Genomic DNA, 25,822 nt, shown 5'->3' on the forward strand with positions numbered 1-25,822 from the left:
CTGGGTCATAGCGTCGGCGCGTCGCGCCGCTTTGTCAAGCACCCGGCATATCGCTGGCACTGTGCGGCAGCACGGCGCTGACCAAGGTGCCGGCGCCGGGCGTGGAGTGCACGCTGAATTGCCCGCCCGCAGCCTCCACGCGGTGGCGCATGCCCAGCAGGCCGTGGGCATCCGGGGCGATGCGCCGGGTGTCAAAGCCGACTCCGTCGTCGCGCACCTGCACCGAGACATGGTCCGGATGGTTGTGCACGCACACCAGCACCTTGCCCGCGTTGGCATATTTGCTGATGTTGGTGAGCGACTCCTGCACCAGCCGGTACACCGTGAGCTGCGCGGACTCGGACAGCGGCACATCCTCCAGCAGGGTGTCCACCTGCAGGTTGCTGTGCCGGGCAAAGTCGCGCGTCAGAATCTCCAACGCCGCCGTCAGCCCCAGGTTGGACAGGGAGGAGGGGCGCAGGTTCTCGATGATGCGGCGCTTGAGCGCAATGCCGCTGTTGAGCGTGTCCGTCAGGTGCTGGATGCGCTCGGCGTTGTCGGGCAGTTGCATGTCCACGCGCGACTTGAGCCGTGCCAGGTCCAGTTTGGCGGCCGTGAGCAGCGCGCCCAGCTCATCGTGCAGCTCGCGCGCCAGGTGCGCGCGCTCGTCCTCGCGCACCTGCTGCAGGTGGTTCGCCAGCTGTGACAGCGAGGCCGTGCGCTCGCGCACCAGCTGCTCCAGCCGGTCACGCTCGCGCGCCAGCACCTGCTGCTCGCGTTCATTGGCCGCCTGCAGGGCATGGGTCTGGCGCAGGTACATGTAGAAGGCCAGCAGGCCGATCAGGGCCACGGCGGCAATGCCCATGCGCGACAGTCTCAGCGAGTGCACGATTTCCTGCGCGCTGCCTTGCGCCTGCTGCTCGCTGAGCGCCACCAGCCGGGCGGCGATGCTGCGGATGGCATCCATGCTGTCCTTGCCGCTATCGGTGGACAGCACGACGCGCCAGGACTCGTCATGGTTCTTGCGCCGCAGCTCCAGTATCAGATTGAGCTCCGACAGCTTGCGCGCGACCTGCTGCGACAGCCGTGCAAACTCCTCGCGCTCCTGGGGCTGCTGCTGGTAGGTCTGGCTCAGTTCTTCGAGGTTGGCGGTGATCGTGGCCACGGCCTGGTCGTAGGGCCGCAGATAGTGCTCGTCGCCGGTCAGCAGATAGCCGCGCAGGCCGGTCTCGGCATTCAGCATGTTCTGCAGCAGCCGGTCCAGCGCATTGCGCGTGGTGTGGGAGTGGGCCAGCTCGGCGACGGCGCTGCGCGAGCCCATGTAGCCGATTTCGTTGATGCCCACCAGCAGCAGCGCTGCCAGCAGTGCCAGCGGCAGGCTGAAGGCCATTTTGCGCAAGCGCGACCAATTCATGTACGGGCTTCTCCTGGGCCGGTGTGGCGCGGCCGAAATGCATATCATCGGTCCGTGACACCCTGTGAGCGCCATTATGGGCGCCTGGCCCTGCACCCCTGAAGGATGGCTTGATGATCAAGATCGGCATTGTGGATGACCATGCAATAGTGCGTTCCGGCCTGCGCCAGTTCCTGTCCGACTATGTGGACCTGCGCGTGGTGGGCGAGGCCGCGAACGGCCGCGAGGCCATCGACCTGGTGCGCGCGCATGAGATCGACGTGCTGATCATGGACCTGGCCATGCCCGGGCAGAGTGGCCTGGATGCGCTCGCCATGCTGCGTGCCAAGGCGCCGGACATGGGCATACTGATCCTGAGCGGCTACCCCGAGGAGCACTACGCCATCAACCTGATCCGCCAGGGCGCGAGCGGCTACCTGAACAAGGAATGCGAGCCCAAGGAAATCGTCGAGGCGATTCGCACCATCGCCCTGGGGCGCCGTTACCTGACCCCTGCGGTGGCCGACCTGCTGGCCCAGCAGCTGCACCGCAAGGACGGCGCGCCGCCGCACGAGCAGCTGTCCGAGCGCGAGTTCCAGGTGTTCCTGAAGCTGGCACGGGGGGAGACGGCCGGGGACATCGCCAAGTCGCTTTCTCTCAGCGTCAAGACCGTGAGTACCTACCGCACGCGGCTCATGGAGAAGATGGGCTTGTCTTCCAACAGCGACCTGACCTATTACGCGCTCAAGAACCGGCTCATCGATTGACCGTTCAAAGCGGGCCTGGGCCGATGGCGGCATGGACGGCGGACGCGCGTTGCGCGCCATGGACGATGCAGTAGTCCACCAGCGCGTCGATTTCATTGGACTTGTCGAACACCGCATCCACGCCGAGCTGCGCGCAGCGCATGCGCACGTCGGGCGTGGCGTAGTTGCTCAGCACCACCAGCTTCTGCGCGCTCATGCGCTCGCGGCATGCGGCCAGCACGCCCAGGCCGCTGCCCTCGCGCAGGAACAGATCGACGATGGCCAGATCCCACTGTGCGGGGTGTGCGGTGAGCCAGGCTTTGCCCTCCTCCTCGGTCTCGGCGCTGCCCACGGCCTGCACCTCGGCCAGCTCCTCCAGCGTGCCTATCAGGTTCTCGCGGATGGTGGCGTTGTCTTCGACGATGTAGGTGCGCAGTTTCACGGGTGTTCCAGTTCGGCCCTGCGGCAAAAGAAAGAACCAGGGGGCTACTTTAGAGCCATGGGCGTGGCGACGCTGCCAGCAGCTGCGCGCAGCCACCGTAGGTGTGTTCCTACTCGGGCTGTGCGTGCCGCGCCCCGCACACCGTGCAGGCGGGGTCGCGCTGTATACGCATTTCGGTCCATTGCATGTCGCGGCCGTCGAGCATCAGCAGGCGCCCGGCCAACGAGGTGCCCACCCCGGCGATGAGCTTGAGCGCCTCGGCCGCCTGCATGGTGCCGATGATGCCCACCATGGGGGCGAACACGCCCATGGTGGCGCAGGCCACCTCCTCAAATTGGGCGTCGGGCGGAAACAGGCAGGCATAGCAGGGCGTGTCGCCGCGGCGTGGGTCGTACACCGAGACTTGGCCGTCAAAGCGGATCGCGGCGCCGGCCACCAGCGGCCTGGCGTGGTGCACGCAGGCGGCGTTGATGGCCTGGCGCGTGCGGTAGTTGTCGCTGCAGTCCAGCACCACGTCGGCCTGCGCCACCAGCGCGTCCAGCGCCGCTGCGTCCACGCGCTGGCGCACGGTCTGCACGCTGACCTGCGGGTTGATGGCGCGCACGGCCTGGGCCGCGGAGTCCACCTTCGCAAGCCCCACGCGTCCGCTGGTGTGGGCGATCTGGCGCTGCAGGTTGGTCAGGTCCACCACGTCGTCGTCCACCAGCGTCAGGCAGCCCACGCCGGCCGAGCCCAGGAACAGCGCCACCGGCGAACCCAGGCCGCCGGCGCCCACGATCAGCACCCGCGCCGCCAGGATGCACTCCTGGCCCTCAATGCCGATCTCGTCGAGCAGGATGTGGCGTGAATAGCGCAGAAGTTGATCGTCATTCATGGCGTGAGGGGCGTGAAAAAGGCCGGGCCCCGCGGGAAACCCGGCCTGGTGGCGAGAACGAGTATTTCGTCTCGGTTCAATTGTCCTTCTTCTCTTCCTTGCGCTCGGTCAGCGTCTTGCTGGCGACCACCGTGCGCCCCTTGAGCTGGTTCAGCGCCTGGATGAGCTGGAAGTCCTTGTCCGAGCCGAATTCGGGCAGCTTGCGCTCGGCAATCGGCTTCTTGGCCTCTTCCTCCAGGCGCTTCTTGGCCTCCTCGCGCGCCTTTTCGCGCGCTGCATCCTTGACCTCCTCGCCTTGGCCGCTGGTCAGGTGCTTCTCCAGGTCGGCCTCGCGCATGCGCAGCGAGGCGTAGATGTCGCCCTCGGCCGTCTCGTCGAGCATCACGTCGGGCACGATGCCCTTGGCCTGTATCGACTTGCCGCTGGGCGTGTAGTAGCGCGCCGTGGTCAGCTTGATGCCGGTGTCGGGGCCGAGCGGGCGCACCGTCTGCACCGAGCCCTTGCCGAAGGTCTGGCTGCCCATGACGGTGGCGCGCCTGTGGTCCTGCAGCGCGCCGGCGACGATCTCGCTGGCCGAGGCCGAGCCCTCGTTGACCAGCACCACCAGGGGCACGGTCTTGATGGCGGCGGGCAGGCGCTTGAGCGGGTCGCCGCTGCCGCGGCGCTGGTAGAACTCGGGCGCGGCCTTGAACGTGGCCTTGCTTTCGGCCAGCTGGCCGTTGGTGGAGACCACGGTCACGTTCTCGGGCAGGAAGGCGGCCGACACGGCCACGGCGGCGTCGAGCAGGCCGCCCGGGTCATTGCGCAGGTCCAGCACCAGGCCCTTGAGGCGAGGGTCCTGCTTGTAGATCTCTTCCACCTTGCGCACGAAGTCGTCCACCGTGCGCTCCTGGAATTGCGACAGGCGGATCCAGGCGTAGCCGGGCTCCACGAGCTTGGCCTTGACCGACTGGGTCTTGATCTCCTCGCGCGTGATGGTCACGGGGAAGCTGCGGCTTTCTTCCTTGCGCAGGATGGTCAGCGTGACCTTGGTGTTGGGCTCGCCGCGCATGCGCTTGACGGCCTCGTTGAGCGTCAGGCCCTTGACGGCCGTGTCGTCGATTTTGGTGATCAGGTCGTTGGTCTTCAGGCCCGCGCGGTCGGCGGGCGAGCCCTCGATGGGCGAGACGATCTTGATCAGGCCGTCTTCCTGGGTGATCTCGATGCCCACGCCGACGAAGCGGCCGGTCGTGCCCTCGCGGAATTCCTTGAAGGACTTCTTGTCGAAATACTGCGAATGCGGGTCCAGGCTGGAGACCATGCCGGAGATGGCGTCGGTGATGAGCTTCTTGTCATCGACCGGCTCCACGTAGTCGGTCTTGATCAGGCCGAACACCGCCGACAGCTGCTGGATTTCTTCCAGCGGCAGCGGTGTCATGGCGCCGCGCGCCACCGTCTGCAGCGATACCGTGGTGAGTGCCCCGGCCACTATGCCGACCGATACCCATCCCGCAATTTTCAGTTTGTGGCCCATAGAACACCTCTACCGCATCGGATCAATATACACCTTGGAAGGGCGCGGCCCGGGGCAGTTCCCGCGCCCTTGCCTATTTTTGAGGTTCGGCCTCTCAGGCCTTGCCCTGCGCGGCCACGGCCGCGGCGGCCCGGGCGGCGGCCTCGGCGTCGCCCAGGTAGTAGTGGCGCAGGGGCTTGAGGTCTGCGTCCAGCTCATACACCAGCGGGATACCGTTGGGGATGTTCAGACCCACGATGTCCTGGTCGGAAATGCCGTCCAGGTACTTGACCAGTGCGCGGATGGAGTTGCCATGGGCGGCGATCAGCACGCGTTTGCCCGACCGGATGGTCGGCGCGATGGTGTCGTTCCAGTAGGGCAGCACGCGCTGCACCGTGTCCTTGAGGCACTCGGTCAGCGGCACCTGATCGGGCGCCAGGCCCGCATAGCGCAGGTCGCCGCGCTCGCTGCGCGGGTCGTTGGCCGCGAGGGCCGGCGGCGGCGTGTCGTAGCTGCGGCGCCAGACCAGCACCTGCGCGTCGCCGTACTGCTTGGCCGTCTCGGCCTTGTTCAGGCCCTGCAGCGCGCCATAGTGGCGCTCGTTCAGACGCCAGCTGTGCTCCACCGGCAGCCAGGTGCGGTCCATCTCGTCCAGGCAGTGCCACAGCGTGCGCGTGGCGCGCTTCAAGACGCTGGTGTAGGCCAGGTCAAACTCGTAGCCCTCGGCCTTGAGCAGGCGGCCCGCGTTCTTGGCCTGCTCTATGCCGGTGGCGGTGAGATCCACGTCGGTCCAGCCGGTGAAGCGGTTTTCCAGATTCCACGTGGATTCGCCGTGGCGGATCAGAACGAGTTTGTGCATGGTGTCCCTTGGGCGTTCAGGTCAAAACTCGCCATTTTAGAATCACGTACTTTGCATTCGCCTAAGGACCTCCGTGAACTTCATCGTCGACAACTGGTATTTGATCTTTCTCGCGCTGGCCTCGGGCGTCATGTTGCTGTTGCCCGTCGTCAAGGGCGCGGGCGGCGGACTGAGCGCCGCACAGGCGGTGCAGCTCATCAACCGCGAGAAGGCCCTGGTGATCGATGTGTGCGAGCCTGCGGAATTTGCCGCAGGCCACGTGGGCGGCGCCAAGAACATTCCCCTGGCGCAGCTGCAGGAGCGCCTGCCGCAGGTGGCCAAGAACAAGGCCGTGCCGGTCATCATGGTCTGCGCCAAGGGCGGGCGTGCCGCGCGCGCCGTGGGCATTGCCAAGGGCCTGGGCTATGACAAAGCGCAAACCCTGTCGGGCGGCCTGGCGGCCTGGCGCGAAGCCAATATGCCGATTGAGAAGGCCTGAACGGCCTGCACCTGCGGTTATGTATCGTTAATTTTGCTGAAAGGTTGCAGCCATGCAAGCCGTGAAGATGTACACCACCGCCGTGTGTCCCTACTGCATACGCGCCAAGCAGTTGCTGAAAATGAAGGGCGTGGAGCAAATCGAGGAGATCCGCGTGGACACCGACCCGGCCGCGCGCCAGCACATGATGGAGATCACGGGCCGGCGCACCGTGCCGCAGATCTTCATCGGCGAGACCCATGTGGGCGGGTATGACGACCTCGCGGCGTTGGATGGCCGTGGCGGCCTGATCCCCCTGCTGGGCGCATGATTGTCCCGATCGAGGTTGCATAATGCAGCCCCAAGTGCCCGCTGCGGGAGCGTCTCCCCGGCGGGCTTTGTTTTGACTGACGGACCAAAGCCATGTCTACCGAAGAAACCCCCGTGTTCCAGATTCAGCGCGTGTACCTGAAGGACCTGTCGCTGGAGCAGCCCAATTCTCCCGCCATCCTGCTGGAGCAGGAGCAGCCCAGCGTGGACATCCAGCTTGGCGTGCAGGCCGCGACCGTGGCTGAAGGCATTTTTGAAGTGGCCGTGACGGCCACGGTGCAGACCAAGATCCAGGACAAGACCGTGTTCCTGGTCGAGGCCAAGCAGGCCGGCATCTTCGAGATCCGCAACGTGCCCGAAGAACAGTTGGGCGCCATCATCGGCATCGCCTGCCCGCAGATCGTCTACCCCTACCTGCGCGGCAACGTGGCCGACACCATCACGCGCGCTGGCTTTCCGCCCGTGCACCTGGCGGAAATCAACTTCCAGGCCATGTACGAGCAGCAACAGGCCGCCGCGGCCGAGGCCGGCAACGGCTCGGTGCAGTAAGAGAGTGCATCGGGCGGTTTGAGGTTTTTTTGGCCTCTAAGGCCCGTGTGATAAGCGCTATAAGCTATGAAAATAGTAGTTCTTGGCGCGGGCGCCTGGGGCACAGCCATCGCCATCAGCGGCGCCTCCCATGCGGCAGGCCATGCGGTGACGCTGTGGGCGCGCGACGCGCAGCAGGCCGCAGCCATGCAGGCGGCGCGCCACAACCAGCGCTACCTGCCCGGCCTGGCGTTTCCGCCAGCGCTGCAGGTGCTGGCCGGTGATGCGTGTGCGCTCGCGGCCGATGCTGATCTGGTCATCATCGGCACGCCCATGGCGGCGCTGCGCGGCATGCTGCAGCGGCTCAAGGACTGCGGCGCACCCATCGCCTGGCTGTGCAAGGGCTTCGAGGCCGGCACCGGCCTGATGGCCCACGAGGTCTGCGCCGAGGTCGCGCCGCAGCTGGTCAGCGGCGCCTTCAGCGGCCCGAGCTTTGCCCAGGAGGTGGCGCGCGCCCAGCCCACCGCCCTGGTGGCCGCAAGCCGCCACGCCCGGGTGCGCGAGGCGCTGGTGGCGGGTTTCCATGGCCCGGCGCTGCGCGTCTATGCCAGCGAGGACATCGTGGGCGTGGAGGTGGGCGGCGCCGTGAAGAACGTGCTGGCCATTGCCACCGGCCTGTGCGACGGCCTGCAGCTGGGGCTGAACGCGCGCGCCGCGCTCATCACGCGCGGTCTGGCCGAGATGACGCGCCTGGGCCTGGCCCTGGGCGCACGCACCGACACCTTCATGGGCCTGTCCGGCCTGGGCGACCTGGTGCTGACGGCCACGGGCGAGCTCTCGCGCAACCGCCGTGTCGGGCTGCTGCTGGCTGAGGGCCAGAGCCTGCAGCAGGCGGTCGATTCGCTGGGCCATGTGGCCGAGGGCGTGTACAGCGCGCGCACCGTGGTGCAGCGCGCGCGCGCGGCGGGCGTGGAGATGCCGATCGCCGAATGCGTGCTGGCGCTGCTCGATGGCCGGCTGCGTGCGGCCGAAGCCGTGGTCCGGCTCATGGAGCGCGAGCCTACGGTGGAGTAAGTTACCTTTTCACACCCCCAGCGCGCCCATGGGCCGGGGCGGCGCTTGAATCCGTCCGTTTCCTGGCGTAGCCTGCCTGCCTCGCAATGTCCAAGGAGACGGGCCATGCCGCATCGCATCCTGCCGGTCGTGCTGTCTGCCGCCGCCATGCTGGCGGCCTGTGCGCCCATGTCTGCCCAGGCGCCCGCCGGGTCACAGGCCATGGGTTTTTTTGTCACCAGTGGTAATCCAGGGCGTGGCGCTGATTTGGGTGGGCTCGAGGGGGCCGACCGCTATTGCCAGTCACTGGCCAATGGCGTGGGCGCCGGCGCGCGCACCTGGCGCGCCTACCTGAGCACGGTGGCGACCCCCGCCGGTCCGGCGGTCCATGCGCGCGAGCGCATCGGCAGCGGCCCCTGGTACAACGCCCGGGGCGTGCTGATCGCACGCGATGTGCAGGAGCTGCACGAGGCCAACCACATCGACAAGCAGACCGCACTGACCGAGAAGGGCGAGCTGCTCAGCGGCCGGGGCGATGCGGTCAACATGCACGACATACTGACCGGCTCGCTGCCCGATGGCCGTGCCTCCACGGCAGCCAATGACACCACCTGCGGCAACTGGAGCCATGACGGTGCCGGATCGGCCCTGCTGGGCCACCATGACCGCATGGGGCTGGATGACAGCGCCGCGGCCAAGTCATGGAATTCCTCGCACGGCTCGCGCGGCTGCGGCATGGAGGCCCTCAAGGCCACGGGTGGGGCGGGGCGGTTTTACTGCTTTGCCGCCGATGCGCCGGTATCCGACAGCGGGCGTTCGGGATATTGACGCAACACCTGTCGCTGTCAGCCCGCCGAGGAATCTGCAGGCCGCAGATCAGCTTGCGCTGCATCTGGGCCGATACCCGGCGCCCAAGGCCGCCCAGCAGCACCACGGCGGCCGGGTAGAACATCTGCTGCTGGCGTGCGCGTCCCGGCTCAGGCGCTGGCGGGCAGCCAGCTTGCGCCATCGGCCGGGGTGGCGTCGGCATCCAGCGGGTAGATGGGGCGGCTCAGGTGTTTGAACGGGAACAGGCCATAGTCCGAGCTGCACACGCCCGGCCCGCTGACGAGCACGACATGCCTGGCGAAGGGGCCGAAACCGGCGCGGAAATGCTGGCGCGACTTGAGCAGCACATAGTGGGCCTTTGCCGGGTCCACGTCCGCATGGGTGAACACGCCCGTGTCGTACGGCTCCTGCGGGCGCTCGCAGATGAAGATGCGCACCGTGCCCACGCGCAGCACGGCGGTGCGGCCCAGGCTCTGGCGCACGCCGGTGAACATGGGGCCGGTGACGGTGTATTCGCCATCGGTCAGGCGTTCGACCACGCCCGTCAGGCGCAGCGGCCGGCCCTTCAGCCCCAGGGCCGGCATGTCGGTCTTGCCGCCCACGTCCACCGTCACCTCGGCGCCCATGCCGCGCTCGAACAGTGTGGCCACCGTGGCCGGGTCCCAGAAGGGACCGGCGACCACGTCCTCCAGGCCTTGCTTCAGCACCTCTTCCAGCACCTCCATGACGTCGGTCACGCCGCCGGCGCCGCAGTTGTCGCCATGGTCGATCAGCAGCACCGGGCCTTCCTGGAGGGTCTTGGCATGGGCGATCGATTCCGTGACGGAGCCCGATTCGAAGACAAAGTCCGCGCGGCGCGACCAGGCCAGGCCGCACAGCTCGTCGAGCAGCTTCTGGCCCTCCTGCATGCGCTCGCGCTCGGCGGCGATGACCACCGACAGGCCGGCGCAGGGAATGTCGGACAGCGGAAAGCCGCCGAAGACCGAGGCGTTGCACACCTCGCCAGCCTGCTCGGCCTGCATGGCCCGGTCCATGATGTCCTTCATCGGCTGCTGGGCGGGAGTCTGGCGCAGCATGTGCGTGAGCATGGGCAGGCGGCGCCACAGCAGCACGGGATCGCTGCGCCCCTCCAGCCGTGCGCGGATGCTGTGGGCCACGCGCGCGCCGGTCTCGTAGATGTCCACATGCGGGTAGGTGCAGTAGCCGGCGATCACCGTGGCATGGCGGATCAGTTCGCTGCTGAAGTTGGCGTGGAAGTCCAGCGCCACGCCTATCGGCAGGCCCGCCGGGGTGCTGGCGCGCAGGCGGCGCAGCAGCTCGCCCTCGGCGTCCGGGTAGCCCTCGGCGACCATGGCGCCGTGCAGGTCCAGCAGCACCGCGTCGCAGCCCTGGGAGGCGCTGCGCACCACGGTGTCGCACAGGCTCTCGAAGGCCTCGCGCGCCACCACGCCGCTGGGCACGGCGTTGGCATAGACCGCGAAGTCCACCTCGGCCCCCAGCTCGCGCGCCATGTCCAGGTAGGCGCTGGCGGCATTCTTCGTGCCCTCGCAGGCTTGGCGTGCCGCCTCGCCATAAGCCGGCCCGGCGCCGGTGCCACGGCGGAAGTCGCCGAGCACGGTGGGAATGGGCGAGAAGGTATTCGTCTCGTGGCGGATCAGGGCGATGACAAATTTCATGGCGCTGCTTTCTTATTGCTTTTCCAGGCCCGACTTCTCGAGCAGCACGCCGTAGCGCTGGGTTTCCTGCAGCAGGAAGGTCTTGGCCTTGGCCGGCTCCAGCAGCACGGGGTCCAGGCTCAGCAGGGACAGGGTGTTGGCGAAGTCTTCTTCCTTGACGCCCGCCTGCAGCACGGCATAGATCTTGTCCAGCACCGCCTGCGGCGTGCCGGTGCGCATCACCACCGACAGGTTGGACTGCACGACCAGGGCCTTGGAGTCCTTGGGGTCCTGCGTGACGGCCTTGGGGAACTCCTTGACCGGCGTGCCCTGCAGCACGGCCACGGGCAGCACGCGTCCGCTGCGGGCATGGGCGATGGAGGAGCCCACCACGTCCATATGCGCGTCGGTGTGGCCGCCAATCAGGTCGGTGACGGCCGGGGGCGAGCCGCGATAGGGCACGATCTCGAAGTTCAGGCCGTTCTGCCGGCGCCAGTTGTCCAGCGCCAGATGGGCCGCGCCGCCGATGGTGTTGACGCTGATGGACACCTTGCCCGGATTCGCCCGCATCGCCTTCACCAGGTCGTCCAGGCTCTTGTACGGTCCCTGGGGATTGACGATCAGCCAGTGCGGGTAGGAGTTCAGCACGGTCACCGGCGTGAAGTCCTTGTCGCCGTCGTAGCGCACATCCTTGAGCAGCCAGCGGTTGATGTTCAGCGTGCCGTCGCTGGCCATGAACAGGGTGTGGCCGTCCGCGGGCTCGCGCAGCACGGCCAGCGCGCCCGGCACGGTGGCCCCGCCGGGGACGTTCTCCACCACCACGCTGGCCTTGAGCGCCTTGCCGAGCTTGTTGGCCACCATGCGCCCCATGGCGTCGGCAGAGCCGCCGGCCGGATATGGGACGACGACCTTGATGGTGCGCTTCGGCCAGTCCGTCTGGGCGTGGGCGGTGCTCATGCCCAATACGGGCGCAAGGCAGGACAGCAGGGCCAGGCCCGTGATTTGGCGGCGGATGCGTTGCATTTTGATGTCTCCAATCGATCTGTGACTGACGGCCGATGGCCGGGATGGCCGCAGTGTAGGAAGACATAGAACCAATGTCTAATATATATTTGGTTTATTTTTATATAAAAATTATATGGACGAACACCGCTTGAAATGCTTTGTCGCCGTCTATGAGCAGGGCAGCGTGTCCGCCGCCGCCACGCGCCTGCACATGACCCAGCCGCCGCTGAGCATCCTGCTGCGCAAGCTGGAGGATGAGCTGGGGGTCACGCTGTTTGACCGCAGCGGCCACCGGCTGGCGCCCACGGCCACGGGCGAGCTGTTCTACCTGCGTGCCAAGGCGCTGCTGGCCAACCTGCAGACCATGCGCCGCGAGCTGCGCGAGGCCGAGCAGGGGGCGCGCGGCACGGCGCACATTGGCTGCGCCACGGCGGCCAGCCTGTTCGTCATGCCCTGTGTGCTGGAGGAGCTGGGCGCCAGCGGCCTGGACATCGCGGTCCATGTGCACGAGGGCGAGGCGGGCTACATGCTGCAGCGCCTGCGCGAGCGCGGCCTGGACCTGATCATCTCGCGCAGCGAGTACATGGCCCCCGAGCTGGAGATGCGCATCATCATGGACGAACCCCTGCGGGTGGCGCTGCCGCCGGGCCATTCCCTGGCAGGCAGCGACCGGGTACGGCTGGCGGACCTGCGCCACGACCGCTTTCTGCTGCACCGCTCGCCGCTGGGCACGGGCATCTCGGACATGGTGCTGCGCGCCTGCCAGAAGGCCGGGTTCGTGCCCAACGTGGTGTACTGGGGCGGTGAGACCTTGCCCATGCTGCTGATGGCGCAGCGCGGCCTGGGGGTGGCGTTTGCGCCGCAGAGCTTTGGGCAGCTGGTGGCGCCGGTGCTGCCGCCCCTGCTGCCCCTGGAGGGCGCGGACCTGCGCACCCATTTAAACCTGGTCTGGCCGCGCCAGTTTCCTCTGACGCCGGCGGCGGGGAGGGTGCGGGATTTGATTCTGGAGCGGTTTGGGTAGGGAGGCGCGCTCGTTTAGCGTTGCTGGCCGGGTCTCGCCCCGGCGGGCGAGGCACTTTTCTTGGCTTCGAGACAAGAGAAAGTTACTGCGCCGCCGGGCGCATATCCCGGACAGCCACATCCAAACACAAGACAATGACTCAAAAAAGATAGCTGCTAACGCAATATGAAAGAGCGATAGAGCCACTTTTCACCCTAAAACTCCAGGTTGTCAATCAACCGCGTCCCCCCCAGCCGCGCCGCGCCCAGCGCCACCAGGGTGCCGGGTGCGGCAGGACCCTGCGGCGCCTGCAGATCATCGCGCTGGCGCACGGTGAGGTAGTTCGGCGCCCAGCCCTGCTGCGCCAGCTGCTCCATGGCCTGCTGCTCCAGCGCGGCCAGTGGTGCCGCATCCGGGGCCGACGCCGCCTGGGCCAGGGCGTGCAGCGCCTGGGACAGTTGCACGGCCGCGGCGCGCTGCTCGGGGCTGAGGTAGCCGTTGCGCGAACTCAGCGCCAGGCCGTCGGCAGCACGCTCGGTGTTGCCGGCGACGATGTCCACGGGCAGCGCAAACTGCTGCACCATGCGGCGTATCACCATCAGCTGCTGGTAGTCCTTCTTGCCGAACACGGCCGTGCCGCCGCCGCTGGCGAAGAACACGGCGGAAAACAGCTTCATCACCACGGTGCATACGCCGGTGAAGAAACCCGGGCGGAAGTGACCCTCCAGGATGTCGGCCAGTGCCGGGTCGGGCTGGATCTTGAAGGTCTGCGGCTCGGGGTACAGGTCGCCCTCGCGCGGGGCAAAGACGATGTCGCAGCCAGCGGCCTCAAGCTTGGCGCAATCCGCGTCCCAGGTGCGTGGGTAGCTATCAAAATCTTCGTGTGGCAGAAACTGCAGGCGGTTCACGAAGATGCTGCTGACCAGCACGTCGCCCAGCGGCCTGGCCTGGCGCACCAGGGCGATGTGGCCGTCGTGCAGGTTGCCCATGGTGGGCACGAAGGCGGGGCGGCCGCGGCCGGCGAGGGCGGCGCGCAGCTCGGGGAGGGTGCGAACGATTTGCATGGGAGATAGGTCTATTGAGGTGTCGGTCACCAGGCGTGCAGGGCGTCGTCGGGGAAGCTGCCATTCTTCACGGCGCGCACATAGGCCTGCATGGCGCCCCTGACGCTGCCCGCCTCCTGCATGAAGTCGTGCACAAACTTCGGGTTCTTGCCCAGGTTCACGCCCAGCATGTCGTGCATCACCAGCACCTGGCCGGCCGTGCCCTTGCCCGCGCCGATGCCGATGGTGTGGCAATGGGGCAGCTCCTGCGTCAGGCTGGCGGACAGGGCGGCGGGCACCATCTCCAGCACCAGCATGGCGGCGCCCGCGTCCTGCAGCTCCAGCGCGTGGCGGCGCAGCTCGGCGGCGGCGGCGTCGCCCTTGCCCTGTACGCGGTAGCCGCCCAGGGCGTGCACGGTCTGCGGCGTCAGGCCCAGGTGGGCGCACACGGGAATGCCGCGCTCCACCAGAAACTGCACCGTGGGCGCGGTCCAGCCGCCGCCCTCCAGCTTCACCATGTGCGCGCCGGCCTGCATCAGCCGGCAGGCACTGCGCAGCGCCTGCTCGCGGCTCTCGTGGTAGCTGCCGAAGGGCAGGTCGGCCACCACCCAGGCCGTGCCCTGCACCCGGTGCAGGCCGCGCGTCACGCTTTCGGTGTGGTAGGCCATGGTGTCCAGCGACACGCCCACGGTGCTGGGCAGGCCCTGGCAGACCATGCCCAGCGAGTCTCCGATGAGTATGGCCTCCACGCCCGCCGCGTCGGCCACGGCGGCAAAGGTGGCGTCGTAGGCCGTGAGCATGGTGATCTTTTCGCCGGCCTCGCGCATCTGCGCCAGGCGCGGCAGGCTGATCGGGCGGCGCTGGGGCAGGGGCGATGCGGGCGGAATCGTGCCGTAGGGCGTGCCCGGGGCGGAATTGGCACTGGTCATGAGCAGTCTTTCGTGGGGCGGGATGGGAAATCCCGCGAGTCTAGGCGCATTCGTTTGCCATCGCGGCGGGCGGCCATGCGCGCGGCAGCCGTCATGGCTTCATGGTGCTTTAATTTTGATAGCTGATGGCGCTTTGTGGATGAGTGCTGGTGCCATTTTTCTCTTAAATCAAGGCGTAACCAGGACCGGGCCGGTGCCAGCGGCGTGACCGTGTTTCGGGAGGCCGCTGCGCTTTTGCCCACACGCCAAGGGCTTGCCCTGCCATGCGGCTATCCTTGTGCCCCCCGTAAAAAACGACTGTGACCCCGTGATGACTCCCGACTCCATCGCCGCGCAGGTGCGCGAAGACGTACAACGCGCGCTGCAAGAAGATGTGGGCAGCGGCGACCTGACCGCCGCCCTGGTGCCCGCCGGGCGCCGCGCGCGCGCGCGCATCCTGGCGCGCGAGGCCGCCGTGATCTGCGGCGCCCCCTGGGCCGAGGCCGCGCTGCGTGCGCTGGATCCCGGCGTGCGGCTGACCTGGCATGTGGCCGAGGGCCAGCGCTGCGCCCCCGACCAGGTGGTGCTGGAGGCCGAGGGCGACGCCCGCGCGCTGCTCTCGGCCGAGCGCACGGCCATCAACTTCCTGCAGCTGCTCTCAGGCGTGGCCAGCAAGACCCGCATCTACGTGGATGCCGTGGCCGGCACGCGCGCGCAGATCGTGGACACACGCAAGACCATCCCCGGCCTGCGCCTGGCGCAGAAATACGCGGTGCGCGTGGGCGGCGGGGTGAACCACCGCATCGGCCTGCACGACGCCGTGCTGATCAAGGAGAACCACATTGCCGCCGCCGGCGGCGTGACGGCCGTGCTGCGCGCCACCGAGGCCGTGGCGGCGCGCGCCGCCTTCATCGAGATCGAGGTCGAGACTTTGGCGCAGCTGCACGAGGCGCTGGCCGCCGGCGCGAAGATGGTGCTGCTGGACAACATGCCGCTGCCCATGCTGCGCGAGGCCGTGGCCATCAACGCCGGGCGCGCGATTCTGGAAATCTCGGGCGGCGTGACCCTGGAGGGCGTGCGCACTCTTGCAGAAACCGGGGTGGACCGCATCTCCATTGGTGCGCTGACCAAGGACGTGAAGGCCACGGACTTTTCCATGCGCCTGCAGGAGCTGGCATGAACACCACCATCACTTTGAAGGAAGTCGAATACGAGCAGCCCGAGGAGGGCGCCGTCTGCTCGACCAAGCACGCCTGGGCGCGCGTGCCGCCCGAGCCCACGCCGGCCGAGCGCGTGCAGCTCAAGGACAAGATCCGCCGCCTGCTGAAAGAGAAAAACGCGGTCATGGTCTCGCACTACTACGTGCACCCGGACCTGCAGGACCTGGCCGAGGAGACCGGCGGCATCGTCAGCGACTCGCTGGAAATGGCGCGTTTCGGCCGCGACCATGCGGCGCAGACGCTGGTCGTTTCGGGCGTGAAGTTCATGGGCGAGACGGCCAAGATCCTCTCGCCCGAGAAGACCGTGCTCATGCCCGACCTGGACGCCACCTGCTCGCTGGACCTGGGCTGCCCGATCGACGAATTCAGCGCCTTCTGCGACCAGCACCCGGACCGCACCGTGGTGGTGTATGCCAACACCAGCGCCGCCGTGAAGGCGCGCGCCGACTGGCTGGTCACGTCCAGCTGCGCGCTGGACATCGTGCGCGCCCTGAAGGACGCCGGCCACAAGATCCTGTGGGCGCCCGACCGGCACCTGGGCGACTACATCCGCCGCGAGACCGGCGCCGACATGGTGTTCTGGAATGGCGCCTGCATCGTGCATGACGAATTCAAGGCGTTGGAGCTGGAGCTGCTGAAGAAAGAGCACCCCCAGGCCAAGGTGCTGGTGCACCCCGAGAGCCCGGCCGACGTCATCGCCCTGGCCGACGCCGTGGGCTCGACCAGCGCCATCCTCAAGGCCGCGCGCGAGCTGGACGCCCGCGAGTTCATCGTCGCCACCGACAAGGGCATGATGCACAAGCTGCGCCAGCTCAACCCGGGCAAGACCTTCTACGAGGCGCCCACCGCCGGCAACAGCGCCACCTGCAAGAGCTGCGCGCACTGCCCCTGGATGGCCATGAACGGCCTGGCCGACGTGGCGCGCGTGCTGGAGACCGGCGCCAACGCCATCCACGTGGATCCCGCGCTGATCCCGCGCGCGCGCCAGCCCATAGACCGCATGCTGGCTTTCACCGCCGCGCTCAGGAGCGGCCAGGCGCCGGGCGCGCTGGTGCCGCATCTGGGTGCCGCGTGACGCTTTTATTTTGATAGCTATCAATGCATGATGGCCGTGCGAAAAGGCGTATTAGACGGGTCGGCTGTCGGATCCGGGAGGCATTCTTGATACATGTCATGACCGGTTACGCCAATTGCACCGACGAGCGCATAAAGGGCGCGACGATGCCCTGATACAGGCGCATATTCATCCGTTGGAGATTCCGAGAGAAATTTGTCAATCGGTATTTCCTTTGTCATCCAAGAAGAAAGGATGTGATATGCGCAATCTATCCGCATTGTTGACGGCTACGCTGCTAGGTATGGCCGGCCCGGTGTGGGCCCAGAGTGGCGATGCCACCGCACTCCCTCAGTCGCAGACGGCCAGCACCGGCCTGAGCCGCGCCGAGGTGTTGGCCGACCTTGAATCATGGCACCGCGCCGGCATGACCTATTGGCCACACCCACCGGCCGAGATGGATCTGCAGTTCATGGGCGACTACCAGGCGGCCCTGGCCCGCTATCAGCAGCTGCGCGTCGGCCAGGCCTTCCAGGCGACCACGGCCAAGTACCAGGAGGTGCTCGGCAAATGAACGCGCGCCCCAGTTTCTCCCACAGGCGCCCGCAGATGCGGGCGTTTTTTGGTTTGTGAGGCGGGGGCGTCGGGCGCTGTGGTGTCGTCTAGACTTGGCCGCTTGCCGCAGGCACCTGTGTACTATTAATAAAATAGCTCAATGCGCAGGTTGGACGGGCGATAAACGCTGTTTTCACTTGAATTCCATCATTGATTTCCCCGCCCCCCGCGACCAGGCCGCCGCGCGCCTGCGCCATGCGTTCGGCACTCCGCTGCGCACGCTGGCGGCCCGGAGGCCCGGCGAGGTGCGTGCCGTGCTCGACGCCGTGCAGCAGGCCGCCCAGGCCGGCCTGTGGTGCCTGGGCTGGCTGCGCTACGAGGCCGCGTCGGCCTTCGATGCCGCCTATGCCGACGCTCTGCATGCCCAGCCCGAGGACCGGCCGCTGGCCTGGTTCGCCGTGCACGAGCCGCCCTGCAGTGCCGAGGAAAACCCGGCGGCCGACGCTGGCGGTGGGGCGGCCCGTGCGCCGCAGGTGCTGTGGCAGCCGGGCCTGGAGCGCGCCGCCTTCGATGCCGCCATCGCGCGCATCCATGCGGCGATCGCCGCTGGCGACTGCTACCAGGTCAACTACACGGCGCAGTTCCTGGGGCGCCTGGCCGGCGATGTGCCCGCGCTGTGCGCGGCGCTGCGGCGCGCACAGCCCGGCGGCTATGTGGCCTGCCTGGACAGTGGCGACGAGCAGGTGCTGTCGGTCTCGCCCGAGCTGTTCTTCGACTGGGACGGCGAGCACATCCTCACGCGCCCCATGAAGGGCACGGCCCCGCGCGGCGCCACGCCGGCGCAGGACGCGGCCCATATGCAGGCCATGCGCGCCTCGCCCAAGGAGCGCGCCGAGAACGTGATGATCGTGGACCTGCTGCGCAACGACCTGTCGCGCATCGCGCTGGCGCACAGCGTCAAGGTGCCGCGGCTGTTCCATGCCGAGGCTCTGCCCAGCGTGTGGCAGATGACCTCCGACGTTGAGGCGCGCACGCGGCCCGGCACGGGCCTGGCCGATGTCTTTGCGGCGCTGTTTCCCTGCGGCTCCATCACCGGCGCGCCCAAGCGCCAGGCCATGCGGCTGATCCGCGAGCTCGAGCCCGGGCCGCGCGGCATCTACTGCGGCGCCCTTGGCGTGGTGCGGCCCGGCGGCGCACCCGGGCGCATGCACGCGACCTTCAACGTGCCCATACGCACCGTGGTCGTGCGCGGTGACGAGGTGCGCTGCGGCATAGGCAGCGGCATCACGGCCAGTGCCCAGGCCGAGGCCGAGTGGCAGGAATGGCAGCACAAGCGCGCCTTCCTGCGGCAAATTTGAAGGAGCGGCCATGGACTTCGAAATCCTGGAAACCCTGGCGCTGGAGGAGGGCCGCCCGCGCCACCTCGACCGGCACCTGGCGCGCATGGCGGCCAGTTGCGCGCACTTTGCCTACGCCTGGGACGAGGCCCGCGTGCGCGCCTGCCTGGCCGACGTGGCGGCCGCCCATGGCCGGGGCCTGTGGCGCGTGCGCCTGCTGCTCGATGCCGAAGGAGTGCCGCGCGCCGAGGCCTTTGCCCTGCAGCCCACGGTCACGCCGGTGCGCCTGCGGCTCGCCGACCGGCCTTTGGCACAGGCGCATGGCGAATGGGTGCGGCACAAGACCACGCGGCGTGCGCATTACGCGGCCTTTGCGCCGGCTGCGGGCAGCGGCTGGTTCGACACCGTGCTCTACAACGAGGCCGGCGAGATCACCGAAACCACCTTTGGCAACCTGGCCCTGCGGCTCGATGGGCGCTGGGTCACGCCGGCGCTCTCCTGTGGCCTGCTGCCCGGCGTGGGCCGGGGCGTGGCGCTGGAGCAGGGCCGGCTGATGGAGCAGGTGGTGCGCCTGCAGGATCTGCCGCGCGTGCAGGTCTGGGCCTTCATCAACAGCCTGCGCGGCTGGCTGGAGGCCACGCTGGAGCCCTCCTCGCCGTGATCTGCCGCGGCGCAGCGTGCCCTGCGCCCGCGCGTAGTCGTAAGCACCCAATCCTCACTTGAAATCAGGGGTTACCCTGATTTGTCACATTCCGTGTGTTCAATAGGCCCGGCCCCACAGCAGGGGCTGGCCGAGTTTTGAGGATGCGCGCCGCGCGTACCACGACGACCGGCTGTTCTCTTTCACTCCAACCCATGAACAGCATGAACAAAACATTTCTTGCCCTTGCGGCACTGACGGCGACTGCAGGTGCGGCGGCGCAAAGCTCCAGCGTGAGCCTTTTCGGCGTGATGGATGCGTCCGTCGCCCGTATCACCACGACGGGCAAAAGCGTGACCGGCCTGGCCAGCGGCGGCAACTCCAGCAGCCGCCTGGGCTTTCGCGGGGGGGAAGACCTTGGCGGCGGCCTCAAGGCGGGCTTCTGGCTGGAAGGCGGCGTGAACGTCGACGATGGCACGAGCACCGGCTTCAAATTCGACCGCCGCTCCACGGTGAGCCTGCTGGGCAACTTCGGCGAGGTGCGCCTGGGCCGCGACAAGACGCCCACCTACCTGAACCTGGAAACCTTCCACGCCTTTGGCGACACGGGCATGGGCGGCATCAATGCCCACAACCTGGTCAGCGGCTCCGCCGCCGGCACGGCCGAGGGCAGCGCGCCCAAGCGTTTCTCCAACAGCATCACCTACCTGCTGCCCAAGCTGGGTGGCGTCTATGGCCAGGTGGCGCACAGCTTCGGCGAGGACGCGGCCGACAGCAGCCTCAAGAGCGCCACGGGCCTGCGCCTGGGCTATGCCAACGGCCCCCTGAACCTGGCCGCCGCCTATGGCGTCGCGCGCGGCGGCACGGCGGCCGTGGGCGTGGACTACAAGGCCATGAACCTGGGCGCGTCCTACAAGATCGGTGACTTCACGCCCATGGTGCTGATCGGCTCCGAGCGTGGCGCCGGCAAGCGTGTGGACATCTACAGCGTGGGCGTGAAGATGAAGCTGGGCGCCGGCGAACTGCGAGCGGCCTACACCGACTACAGCGACAAGAAGGGCGCGAACGATTCCCAGCGCCTGGCACTGGGCTATGGCTACCAGCTTTCCAAGCGCACCGAGCTCTACGGCGCCGTGGCGCGTCTGAACAACGATGGCACGGCCACGCGCAAGCTGGCCTCGTCCCTGAGCCCGACGCCTGCCGCCGGCAAGTCTTTGACAGGCTACGAAATCGGCATTCGCCACAATTTCTGAGTGAGGAGCGGAGCGCGCGGGGCCGTGTAGGCAACCCGCCCGCGCCGTGCGCCTTGCCCTGGCCTGATCCACCTGGTGGGGAACGCGAGCAGACCGGGCAGGCAAACGAACCGCTTCGGCCGTTTGGCCGGAGCGGTTTTTTGCGCCCGCACGGGTGCGCTCCTGCAGGTGAAGGCCCTCCCGCAAGTTGATCACAGCCAGCGCAGCTGGAGTGCAACTGCATCAGGCCGGCTGCAGGCGCGGCTGGGGTAGTGGCCGGTGTTTCACGGTGGGGGCTGCCGGGCATGGCACGATAGCGGTTTTGGGGCCGTCACCTGTCAACGCACTCATGGCGCAAGAACACACCACCATCCGCTTTGCCGACCTGATCGCCTCGTCGGCCCATGACATGAAGAATGCGCTCAGCGTGCAGGTTGGTGTGCTGGAGCGGGTGGCCCAGCAGCGCAGGGCCGCGGGTGACCAGGAGAGCTACCAGGTGCTGGGCGGAGCGATCCATGAATCCCAGCGCATGCATGCCTCTCTGGTGCAGCTGCTCGGCCTGTACAAGCTGGGCCAGGCCATTTATCCGCTGGATATTGCGGAATGCGCCATGGCCGAGTTGCTGGGCGACTTGCTGGTGCAGCAGCAATTCATGCTGGAGGTTAGGAACATCGCCGTACAGCTCGACTGCGAGCCCGATTGCCAGTGGTATGTGGACCGGGACCTGGTCAGCGGCGCCTTGCTGAACGCACTCCACAACGCCTGCGCGCACAGTCGCGGCAAGATCCGCATCGCGGCGCGCACAGACCAGGGCCGCCTGGAGCTGCGCGTGGAGGACGACGGCCCCGGCTTTCCCGCGCACCTGCTGCAGGCCGACGCCGTGACTGCCCGCATGGGGGTGGATTTCGCCGGCGGCAGCACCGGTTTGGGCCTGCATTTTGCGTTGCAGGTGGCGCGCGTGCATAAGAATGGCACGCGTGTGGGCGGCATCAGCCTGGAAAACGGTGGCGCCTATGGCGGCGCCTGTTTTGTGCTGTGCCTGCCTTGATGGGATTTGCGAGGAATTTTTTTGCCTATGTTTGTCAAGCTTGCCCAGGCCAAGGTCCTGGTCGTGGACGATTTTCAGGGGATGCGCACCGTGCTGCGCGATCTGGTGCGCACCATGGGTGTGCAGCATGTGGACACGGCGGCCAATGGCAAGGATGCCTTGCAGAAACTCGGCGCCAGCCGCTATGACGTGGTGGTGTGCGACTTCAATCTGGGCCAGGGCCTCAATGGCCAGCAGGTGCTCGACGAAGCGCGTCTGCATGACTACATCGGCCTGTCCACCATCTGGATCATGGTGACGGCGGAAAAGACCGCTGAAATGGTCACCGGCGTGGCCGAGGCCAGGCCCGACGAGTACCTGCTCAAGCCCATCAATCAGGGCATGCTGCAAGGGCGGCTGGAGCGGCTTCTGGCCAAGAAGCAGGTGCTGCACGGAGTGCAGGAGGCCATGCGCGCCAAGGACTACGTCGCTGCCTTGCAGCACTGCGAAGCCTTGCTGGCCGGTGCGGGGCCCAAGCCAGCCGATCTGCTGCGCATCAAGAGCGAGCTGCTGCTCACGCTGGGCCATTACCCCGCGGCCCAGGCCCTGTTTGATTCGGTGCTGGCCGAACGTGAGGTGCCCTGGGCGCGTACGGGCCTGGGCAGGCTGCACTTCTACCAGGGGCAGTACGAGCTGGCGCGCGGCATGTTCGGGCAGGTGCTGAAGGACAATCCCATGTTCATCGAGGCCAGCGACTGGCAGGCCAGGACCTTGCAGGCCCTGGGCGAGCCGCACGAGGCGCAGCAGGTGCTGATGGAGGCCGCGCGGCGCTCACCCAATGTGGTGCGCCGGCAAGTAGAGCTGGGCGAGATCGCCTACCGCAATGGTGCGCTGGAGGTGGCGCGTGCGGCGTTTGAGAAGACCGTGAAGATCAGCGAGTTTTCCACCGACAGGCAGCCCGATGCCTACGTCTCGCTGGCGCGCGTGCTCTCCGACAGCCAGCAGGACGATGCCGCGTTGAAGTGGTTGCAGCACACGCTCAAGGTGTTCAAGGACAACACCGACGTCGCCATCCAGGTGGCGGCGGTGCAGAGCGTGGTGCATCAGCAGGCCGGCCAGCCAGAGGCGGCCGGGCAGGCGCTGGAGCAGGCCCTGGCCCTGCAAGGCCGCAGGCAGGGGCACGCCAGCCCGCGCACCACGCTGGAGCTGGCGCAGGGCCTGCTGGCCATGGGGCGCAGCAGCGAGGCCGTGGACTTGCTGCGCAAGCTGGTGAAGAACCACCACGAGGACAGCCAGCTGGGCCAGCAGGTCCAGCAGCTGTTTGAGCGCGCGGGCATGGGTGAGCAGGGGCAGGTCCTGATGCGCGAGGCGCGCGAGGAGCTGATCAACATCAACAACCAGGGTGTGATGCTGGGCCGCCGGGGGCAGTTTGCCGAAGGCGCGCGCCTGCTGCGCGTGGCCTTGGAGGACTTGCCGGGCAACGAGGTGATGCTGCTGAACCTGTGTGGGCTGCTGCTGGCCCAGATGCGTACCGAGGGCCGCAGCGAAGCCTTGCTGGCTGAAACCCTGGACCTGCTGCGGCGCGTGCACGAGCTCAACCCGGACAGCGCCAAATACAGCGTCTACATGAATGCGCTGAAGGCGGCGCGAGCCGCCTGAAGGTTTAGAGCCGTTCCTTCACATAGGACGGCCGGTCCATATCCACGATCTCCACGCTCAGCTGCACCATGACTCCCGCCGGGCGCGGCGTGAGGCGGCGCAGCACCTCGGCCACGCGGCCGGCCAGGTCCTGCTTGGCCTCGGGGCTGCGGCCCGAGAGCAGGCGCAACTGCGCATGCACGAAGGCGCGGTCCGCCGGGACGGTGCCGACCTGGAAGCTGCCACTGCGCACGAAGCGGCTCTTGACGTCGGCCTCGTCCAGCACTTCGGGGCTGGCGCAGACGGCGGCGTTGAGCTCAGCCAGCGCCTGGGCCTCGGGGTAGGCGGGCAGGTTGCTCGAATATTCGATAGTAAGGTGGGGCATGGCGTGGACTCAGGGGTGATGGGCAAAGAGGATCAGAGGGCCTGCACGGGCACGGCGTGGCGCAGCGCGGTCTGGCGGTTGCGCTCGCCCACGAACACCAACTGCGGCTGGTGCTTGGCAACCTGGTCCTCGTGCACCTGGGCGAAGGCGGCAATGATGAGCAGGTCACCGACGCAGGCGCGCCGGGCCGCAGAGCCGTTCACCGAGATCATGCCGCTGCCGCGCTCGCCCTTGATGGCGTAGGTGGTGAAGCGTTCGCCGTTGTCCACGTTCCAGATATGGATCTGCTCGTTTTCACAGATGTTGGCGGCTTCCAGCAGGTCTTCGTCTATGGCGCAGGAGCCTTCGTAGTGCAGCTCGCAATGGGTGACGGCCGCGCGGTGGATCTTGGACTTGAGCAGGGTGCGGAACATGGGAAGGGGTCTCCTGTAGTGTGAAATAGGGGGCAGGCTCTCAGCGCAGGGGCGGCACCAGGATGGTGGGCGCCGCGGGCGCGGCCATGTCGGGCCAGTCGCGGCTGTAGTGCAGGCCGCGGCTCTCGTGGCGCATCTGGGCGCTTTGCACGATCAGGTCGGCCACCTGTACCAGGTTGCGCAGCTCCAGCAGGTCGCGCGTGACGTGGAAGTGCGCGTAGAACTCCTGGATCTCGCCCTTGAGCAGGTCGATGCGGTGCGCCGCGCGCTCCAGGCGCTTGTCGGTGCGCACAATGCCCACGTAGTCCCACATGAAGCGGCGCAGCTCGTCCCAGTTGTGCGAGATGACGACGGACTCGTCGGCGTCGCCCACGCGGCTGTCGTCCCAGGCCGGCAGTGCGGGTGACTTGGCCGGCGGTGTCTGGGTGATGTGGGCACAGGCGGCGCGCGCGAATACCAGGCATTCGAGCAGCGAGTTGCTGGCCAGGCGATTCGCGCCGTGCAGGCCGGTGTAGGCTACCTCGCCCACGGCCAGCAGGCCCGCCAGGTCGGTGCGCCCCGTCAGGTCGGTGAGCACGCCGCCGCAGGTGAAATGCGCCGTGGGCACGACGGGGATGGGCTCGCGCGTAATGTCTATGCCCAGACCCGCGCAATGCGCCAGGATGTTGGGGAAATGCTCGCGCAGAAACTCCGGGCTCTGGTGCGAGATGTCCAGGTGTACGCAATCGAGGCCGTGCTTCTTCATCTCGAAGTCGATGGCGCGCGCCACCACGTCGCGCGGGGCCAGCTCGGCGCGCGCATCGTGCGCGGGCATGAAGCGCGTGCCGTCGGGCAGCAAGAGCCGCCCGCCTTCGCCGCGCACGGCCTCGCTGATCAAGAAAGACTTCTCGTGCGGGTGGTACAGGCCCGTGGGGTGGAACTGCACGAACTCCATGTTGCCCACGCGGCAGCCCGCGCGCCAGGCGGCGGCAATGCCGTCGCCCGTGGCCGTGTCGGGGTTGGTGGTGTACAGGTAGACCTTGCCCGCGCCGCCCGTGGCCAGGATGGTGTGCGGCGCGCGAAAGGTCACCACGCTGTCGCTGGCCTCATCCAGCGCATACAGGCCCACGCAGCGCGGCTGTCCGGCCAGTCCCAGCTTGCGCGTGGTGATCAGGTCGACCAGCGTGTGCTGCTCGAACACCGTGATGCCGGGGGTGGCGCGCACCACCTCGATCAGCGTCTTTTGCACGGCGGCGCCAGTGGCGTCGGTGGCGTGCACGATGCGCCTGGCGCTGTGCCCGCCCTCGCGCGTGAGGTGCAGGTCCTGGCCCTCCAGCGTGAAGGGCACGCCCAGGGCCTGCAGCCAGCCAATGGCCGCGGGAGCGTTTTCCACCACGAAGCGCGTGGTGGCCAGGTCGCACAGGCCGGCGCCGGCCACCAGGGTGTCCTGGATATGTGCGGCAAAGCTGTCGTCATCGGCCAGCACGGCGGCAATGCCGCCCTGGGCCCAGCCGCTGGAGCCGTCCTGCAGCTGGCGCTTGGTGATCACGGCCACGCGGTGCGTGGGCGCAAGCTGCAGGGCCGCGGACAGGCCGGCGAGGCCGCTGCCTACGATGAGTACGTCGAAATCATGCGATGCCATGGTGATCGGCCACAACCGGGCGGACAAAAGGGAGCGAGCATTGTAGGGAGGCCCGGGAATCCTGCGCCGCGCTTCGCGCATCCATTCCCATTGCGCGGCCAGCGCGCG

General features: G+C 67.6%; 27 protein-coding genes. 15 read left to right on the top strand and 12 right to left on the bottom strand.

Features of this window, described 5'->3' with window-relative positions:
• Positions 1-34: 34 nt before the first annotated feature.
• Positions 35-1,393: a CHASE3 domain-containing protein gene (locus P7644_RS04720; protein ID WP_404301905.1), complete on the bottom strand. Its 1,359-nt coding sequence runs from the start codon at positions 1,391-1,393 to the stop codon at positions 35-37.
• 113 nt (positions 1,394-1,506) lie between these two features.
• On the opposite strand from P7644_RS04720, the gene P7644_RS04725 reads away from it, so the two are divergent.
• Positions 1,507-2,139, top strand: coding sequence for a response regulator (locus P7644_RS04725; RefSeq protein WP_404301906.1), 633 nt, complete (start codon positions 1,507-1,509; stop codon positions 2,137-2,139).
• A 4-nt stretch (positions 2,140-2,143) separates the two neighbouring features.
• On the opposite strand, the gene P7644_RS04730 is transcribed toward P7644_RS04725, so the two are convergent.
• From P7644_RS04730 to gpmA, 4 genes are all read right to left on the bottom strand, one after another.
• A complete protein-coding gene (locus tag P7644_RS04730) occupies positions 2,144-2,560 on the bottom strand; it encodes a response regulator (RefSeq protein WP_404301908.1) in 417 nt (138 codons plus the stop codon).
• 109 nt (positions 2,561-2,669) lie between these two features.
• On the bottom strand, positions 2,670-3,434 hold the full coding sequence (locus P7644_RS04735) for a HesA/MoeB/ThiF family protein (RefSeq protein ID WP_404301910.1): 765 nt from the start codon (positions 3,432-3,434) through the stop codon (positions 2,670-2,672).
• 76 nt (positions 3,435-3,510) lie between these two features.
• Positions 3,511-4,947: a S41 family peptidase gene (locus P7644_RS04740; protein WP_404301912.1), complete on the bottom strand. Its 1,437-nt coding sequence runs from the start codon at positions 4,945-4,947 to the stop codon at positions 3,511-3,513.
• A gap of 94 nt (positions 4,948-5,041) precedes the next feature.
• Positions 5,042-5,785: a 2,3-diphosphoglycerate-dependent phosphoglycerate mutase gene (gene gpmA, locus P7644_RS04745; RefSeq protein WP_404301913.1), complete on the bottom strand. Its 744-nt coding sequence runs from the start codon at positions 5,783-5,785 to the stop codon at positions 5,042-5,044.
• Positions 5,786-5,858: 73 nt separating this feature from the next.
• Here gpmA and P7644_RS04750 point away from each other — a divergent pair, with 73 nt between their 5' ends.
• From P7644_RS04750 to P7644_RS04770, 5 genes are all read left to right on the top strand, one after another.
• Complete coding sequence (locus P7644_RS04750) at positions 5,859-6,263, top strand: rhodanese-like domain-containing protein (protein WP_404301914.1); 405 nt, start codon at positions 5,859-5,861, stop codon at positions 6,261-6,263.
• A gap of 52 nt (positions 6,264-6,315) precedes the next feature.
• Positions 6,316-6,573 (top strand): glutaredoxin 3, encoded by a 258-nt coding sequence (grxC, locus tag P7644_RS04755; protein ID WP_404301915.1) that lies wholly within the window; start codon positions 6,316-6,318, stop codon positions 6,571-6,573.
• A gap of 92 nt (positions 6,574-6,665) precedes the next feature.
• Positions 6,666-7,121, top strand: a complete 456-nt coding sequence (secB, locus tag P7644_RS04760) for a protein-export chaperone SecB (protein ID WP_404301916.1) — start codon at positions 6,666-6,668, stop codon at positions 7,119-7,121.
• Positions 7,122-7,187: 66 nt separating this feature from the next.
• Positions 7,188-8,174 carry an NAD(P)H-dependent glycerol-3-phosphate dehydrogenase gene (locus P7644_RS04765; RefSeq protein WP_404301917.1) on the top strand — a complete coding sequence of 329 codons (987 nt, stop codon included), beginning with the start codon at positions 7,188-7,190 and terminating at the stop codon, positions 8,172-8,174.
• Positions 8,175-8,279: 105 nt separating this feature from the next.
• Entirely contained in the window at positions 8,280-8,981 is a 702-nt protein-coding gene (locus tag P7644_RS04770) for a hypothetical protein (protein WP_404301918.1), read from the top strand.
• Between the two features lie 149 nt (positions 8,982-9,130).
• On the opposite strand, the gene P7644_RS04775 is transcribed toward P7644_RS04770, so the two are convergent.
• Entirely contained in the window at positions 9,131-10,657 is a 1,527-nt protein-coding gene (locus P7644_RS04775) for a M81 family metallopeptidase (RefSeq protein ID WP_404301919.1), read from the bottom strand.
• A gap of 12 nt (positions 10,658-10,669) precedes the next feature.
• Entirely contained in the window at positions 10,670-11,665 is a 996-nt protein-coding gene (locus P7644_RS04780) for a Bug family tripartite tricarboxylate transporter substrate binding protein (RefSeq protein WP_404303118.1), read from the bottom strand.
• Between the two features lie 109 nt (positions 11,666-11,774).
• On the opposite strand from P7644_RS04780, the gene P7644_RS04785 reads away from it, so the two are divergent.
• The gene (locus P7644_RS04785; RefSeq protein WP_404301920.1) at positions 11,775-12,662 is read left to right on the top strand and encodes a LysR family transcriptional regulator; all 888 of its coding nucleotides are present in this window, start codon (positions 11,775-11,777) and stop codon (positions 12,660-12,662) included.
• 194 nt (positions 12,663-12,856) lie between these two features.
• On the opposite strand, the gene panC is transcribed toward P7644_RS04785, so the two are convergent.
• Positions 12,857-13,705: a pantoate--beta-alanine ligase gene (gene panC, locus P7644_RS04790; RefSeq protein ID WP_404301922.1), complete on the bottom strand. Its 849-nt coding sequence runs from the start codon at positions 13,703-13,705 to the stop codon at positions 12,857-12,859.
• Between the two features lie 26 nt (positions 13,706-13,731).
• Positions 13,732-14,613 (bottom strand): 3-methyl-2-oxobutanoate hydroxymethyltransferase, encoded by an 882-nt coding sequence (gene panB, locus P7644_RS04795; RefSeq protein WP_404301923.1) that lies wholly within the window; start codon positions 14,611-14,613, stop codon positions 13,732-13,734.
• A 310-nt stretch (positions 14,614-14,923) separates the two neighbouring features.
• Between panB and nadC the strand changes: the two genes are divergently transcribed.
• The 8 genes from nadC to P7644_RS04835 all read left to right on the top strand — a co-directional run bounded on the left by nadC (position 14,924) and on the right by P7644_RS04835 (position 23,316).
• Positions 14,924-15,772 carry a carboxylating nicotinate-nucleotide diphosphorylase gene (gene nadC, locus P7644_RS04800; protein ID WP_404303120.1) on the top strand — a complete coding sequence of 283 codons (849 nt, stop codon included), beginning with the start codon at positions 14,924-14,926 and terminating at the stop codon, positions 15,770-15,772.
• Positions 15,769-16,887, top strand: a complete 1,119-nt coding sequence (gene nadA / locus P7644_RS04805; protein ID WP_404301924.1) for a quinolinate synthase NadA — start codon at positions 15,769-15,771, stop codon at positions 16,885-16,887. Before nadC ends, nadA begins: the two co-directional genes overlap by 4 nt.
• A gap of 241 nt (positions 16,888-17,128) precedes the next feature.
• Positions 17,129-17,440: a DUF4148 domain-containing protein gene (locus P7644_RS04810; RefSeq protein WP_404301925.1), complete on the top strand. Its 312-nt coding sequence runs from the start codon at positions 17,129-17,131 to the stop codon at positions 17,438-17,440.
• A 178-nt stretch (positions 17,441-17,618) separates the two neighbouring features.
• Positions 17,619-18,779 (top strand): aminodeoxychorismate synthase component I, encoded by a 1,161-nt coding sequence (pabB, locus tag P7644_RS04815; protein WP_404301926.1) that lies wholly within the window; start codon positions 17,619-17,621, stop codon positions 18,777-18,779.
• A 10-nt stretch (positions 18,780-18,789) separates the two neighbouring features.
• The gene (locus P7644_RS04820; protein ID WP_404301927.1) at positions 18,790-19,419 is read left to right on the top strand and encodes an aminotransferase class IV; all 630 of its coding nucleotides are present in this window, start codon (positions 18,790-18,792) and stop codon (positions 19,417-19,419) included.
• Between the two features lie 203 nt (positions 19,420-19,622).
• Entirely contained in the window at positions 19,623-20,651 is a 1,029-nt protein-coding gene (locus P7644_RS04825; protein ID WP_404301929.1) for a porin, read from the top strand.
• A gap of 328 nt (positions 20,652-20,979) precedes the next feature.
• On the top strand, positions 20,980-21,678 hold the full coding sequence (locus P7644_RS04830) for a sensor histidine kinase (RefSeq protein WP_404301930.1): 699 nt from the start codon (positions 20,980-20,982) through the stop codon (positions 21,676-21,678).
• A 27-nt stretch (positions 21,679-21,705) separates the two neighbouring features.
• Positions 21,706-23,316, top strand: coding sequence for a response regulator (locus P7644_RS04835; protein ID WP_404301931.1), 1,611 nt, complete (start codon positions 21,706-21,708; stop codon positions 23,314-23,316).
• A 4-nt stretch (positions 23,317-23,320) separates the two neighbouring features.
• Here the strand turns inward: P7644_RS04835 and P7644_RS04840 are convergent, their stop codons facing one another.
• Genes P7644_RS04840 through nadB form a run of 3 tightly spaced genes read right to left on the bottom strand, consistent with a single transcriptional unit; the run spans position 23,321 to position 25,714 of the window.
• On the bottom strand, positions 23,321-23,680 hold the full coding sequence (locus P7644_RS04840) for a 5-carboxymethyl-2-hydroxymuconate Delta-isomerase (protein WP_404301932.1): 360 nt from the start codon (positions 23,678-23,680) through the stop codon (positions 23,321-23,323).
• Between the two features lie 32 nt (positions 23,681-23,712).
• Positions 23,713-24,093 (bottom strand): aspartate 1-decarboxylase, encoded by a 381-nt coding sequence (gene panD / locus P7644_RS04845; protein ID WP_404301933.1) that lies wholly within the window; start codon positions 24,091-24,093, stop codon positions 23,713-23,715.
• Positions 24,094-24,133: 40 nt separating this feature from the next.
• On the bottom strand, positions 24,134-25,714 hold the full coding sequence (nadB, locus tag P7644_RS04850; RefSeq protein WP_404301935.1) for an L-aspartate oxidase: 1,581 nt from the start codon (positions 25,712-25,714) through the stop codon (positions 24,134-24,136).
• Between the last annotated feature and the right edge of the window lie 108 nt (positions 25,715-25,822).

The sequence above is a fragment of the Alicycliphilus denitrificans genome (assembly GCF_044792555.1).
Classification (GTDB): Bacteria; Pseudomonadota; Gammaproteobacteria; order Burkholderiales; family Burkholderiaceae_C; genus Alicycliphilus; species Alicycliphilus denitrificans_A.

Excerpts from the sequence above, each read along its gene's own strand:
- P7644_RS04720 (WP_404301905.1), bottom strand. The coding sequence starts at position 1,393 with ATGAATTGGTCGCGCTTGCGCAAAATGGCCTTCAGCCTGCCGCTGGCA.
- P7644_RS04725 (WP_404301906.1), top strand. The coding sequence starts at position 1,507 with ATGATCAAGATCGGCATTGTGGATGACCATGCAATAGTGCGTTCCGGC.
- P7644_RS04735 (WP_404301910.1), bottom strand. The coding sequence starts at position 3,434 with ATGAATGACGATCAACTTCTGCGCTATTCACGCCACATCCTGCTCGAC.
- P7644_RS04740 (WP_404301912.1), bottom strand. The coding sequence starts at position 4,947 with ATGGGCCACAAACTGAAAATTGCGGGATGGGTATCGGTCGGCATAGTG.
- gpmA (WP_404301913.1), bottom strand. The coding sequence starts at position 5,785 with ATGCACAAACTCGTTCTGATCCGCCACGGCGAATCCACGTGGAATCTG.
- grxC (WP_404301915.1), top strand. The coding sequence starts at position 6,316 with ATGCAAGCCGTGAAGATGTACACCACCGCCGTGTGTCCCTACTGCATA.
- secB (WP_404301916.1), top strand. The coding sequence starts at position 6,666 with ATGTCTACCGAAGAAACCCCCGTGTTCCAGATTCAGCGCGTGTACCTG.
- P7644_RS04765 (WP_404301917.1), top strand. The coding sequence starts at position 7,188 with ATGAAAATAGTAGTTCTTGGCGCGGGCGCCTGGGGCACAGCCATCGCC.
- P7644_RS04770 (WP_404301918.1), top strand. The coding sequence starts at position 8,280 with ATGCCGCATCGCATCCTGCCGGTCGTGCTGTCTGCCGCCGCCATGCTG.
- P7644_RS04775 (WP_404301919.1), bottom strand. The coding sequence starts at position 10,657 with ATGAAATTTGTCATCGCCCTGATCCGCCACGAGACGAATACCTTCTCG.
- P7644_RS04785 (WP_404301920.1), top strand. The coding sequence starts at position 11,775 with ATGGACGAACACCGCTTGAAATGCTTTGTCGCCGTCTATGAGCAGGGC.
- panC (WP_404301922.1), bottom strand. The coding sequence starts at position 13,705 with ATGCAAATCGTTCGCACCCTCCCCGAGCTGCGCGCCGCCCTCGCCGGC.
- panB (WP_404301923.1), bottom strand. The coding sequence starts at position 14,613 with ATGACCAGTGCCAATTCCGCCCCGGGCACGCCCTACGGCACGATTCCG.
- nadC (WP_404303120.1), top strand. The coding sequence starts at position 14,924 with ATGACTCCCGACTCCATCGCCGCGCAGGTGCGCGAAGACGTACAACGC.
- nadA (WP_404301924.1), top strand. The coding sequence starts at position 15,769 with ATGAACACCACCATCACTTTGAAGGAAGTCGAATACGAGCAGCCCGAG.
- P7644_RS04810 (WP_404301925.1), top strand. The coding sequence starts at position 17,129 with ATGCGCAATCTATCCGCATTGTTGACGGCTACGCTGCTAGGTATGGCC.
- P7644_RS04820 (WP_404301927.1), top strand. The coding sequence starts at position 18,790 with ATGGACTTCGAAATCCTGGAAACCCTGGCGCTGGAGGAGGGCCGCCCG.
- P7644_RS04825 (WP_404301929.1), top strand. The coding sequence starts at position 19,623 with ATGAACAAAACATTTCTTGCCCTTGCGGCACTGACGGCGACTGCAGGT.
- P7644_RS04830 (WP_404301930.1), top strand. The coding sequence starts at position 20,980 with ATGGCGCAAGAACACACCACCATCCGCTTTGCCGACCTGATCGCCTCG.
- P7644_RS04835 (WP_404301931.1), top strand. The coding sequence starts at position 21,706 with ATGTTTGTCAAGCTTGCCCAGGCCAAGGTCCTGGTCGTGGACGATTTT.
- P7644_RS04840 (WP_404301932.1), bottom strand. The coding sequence starts at position 23,680 with ATGCCCCACCTTACTATCGAATATTCGAGCAACCTGCCCGCCTACCCC.
- panD (WP_404301933.1), bottom strand. The coding sequence starts at position 24,093 with ATGTTCCGCACCCTGCTCAAGTCCAAGATCCACCGCGCGGCCGTCACC.
- nadB (WP_404301935.1), bottom strand. The coding sequence starts at position 25,714 with ATGGCATCGCATGATTTCGACGTACTCATCGTAGGCAGCGGCCTCGCC.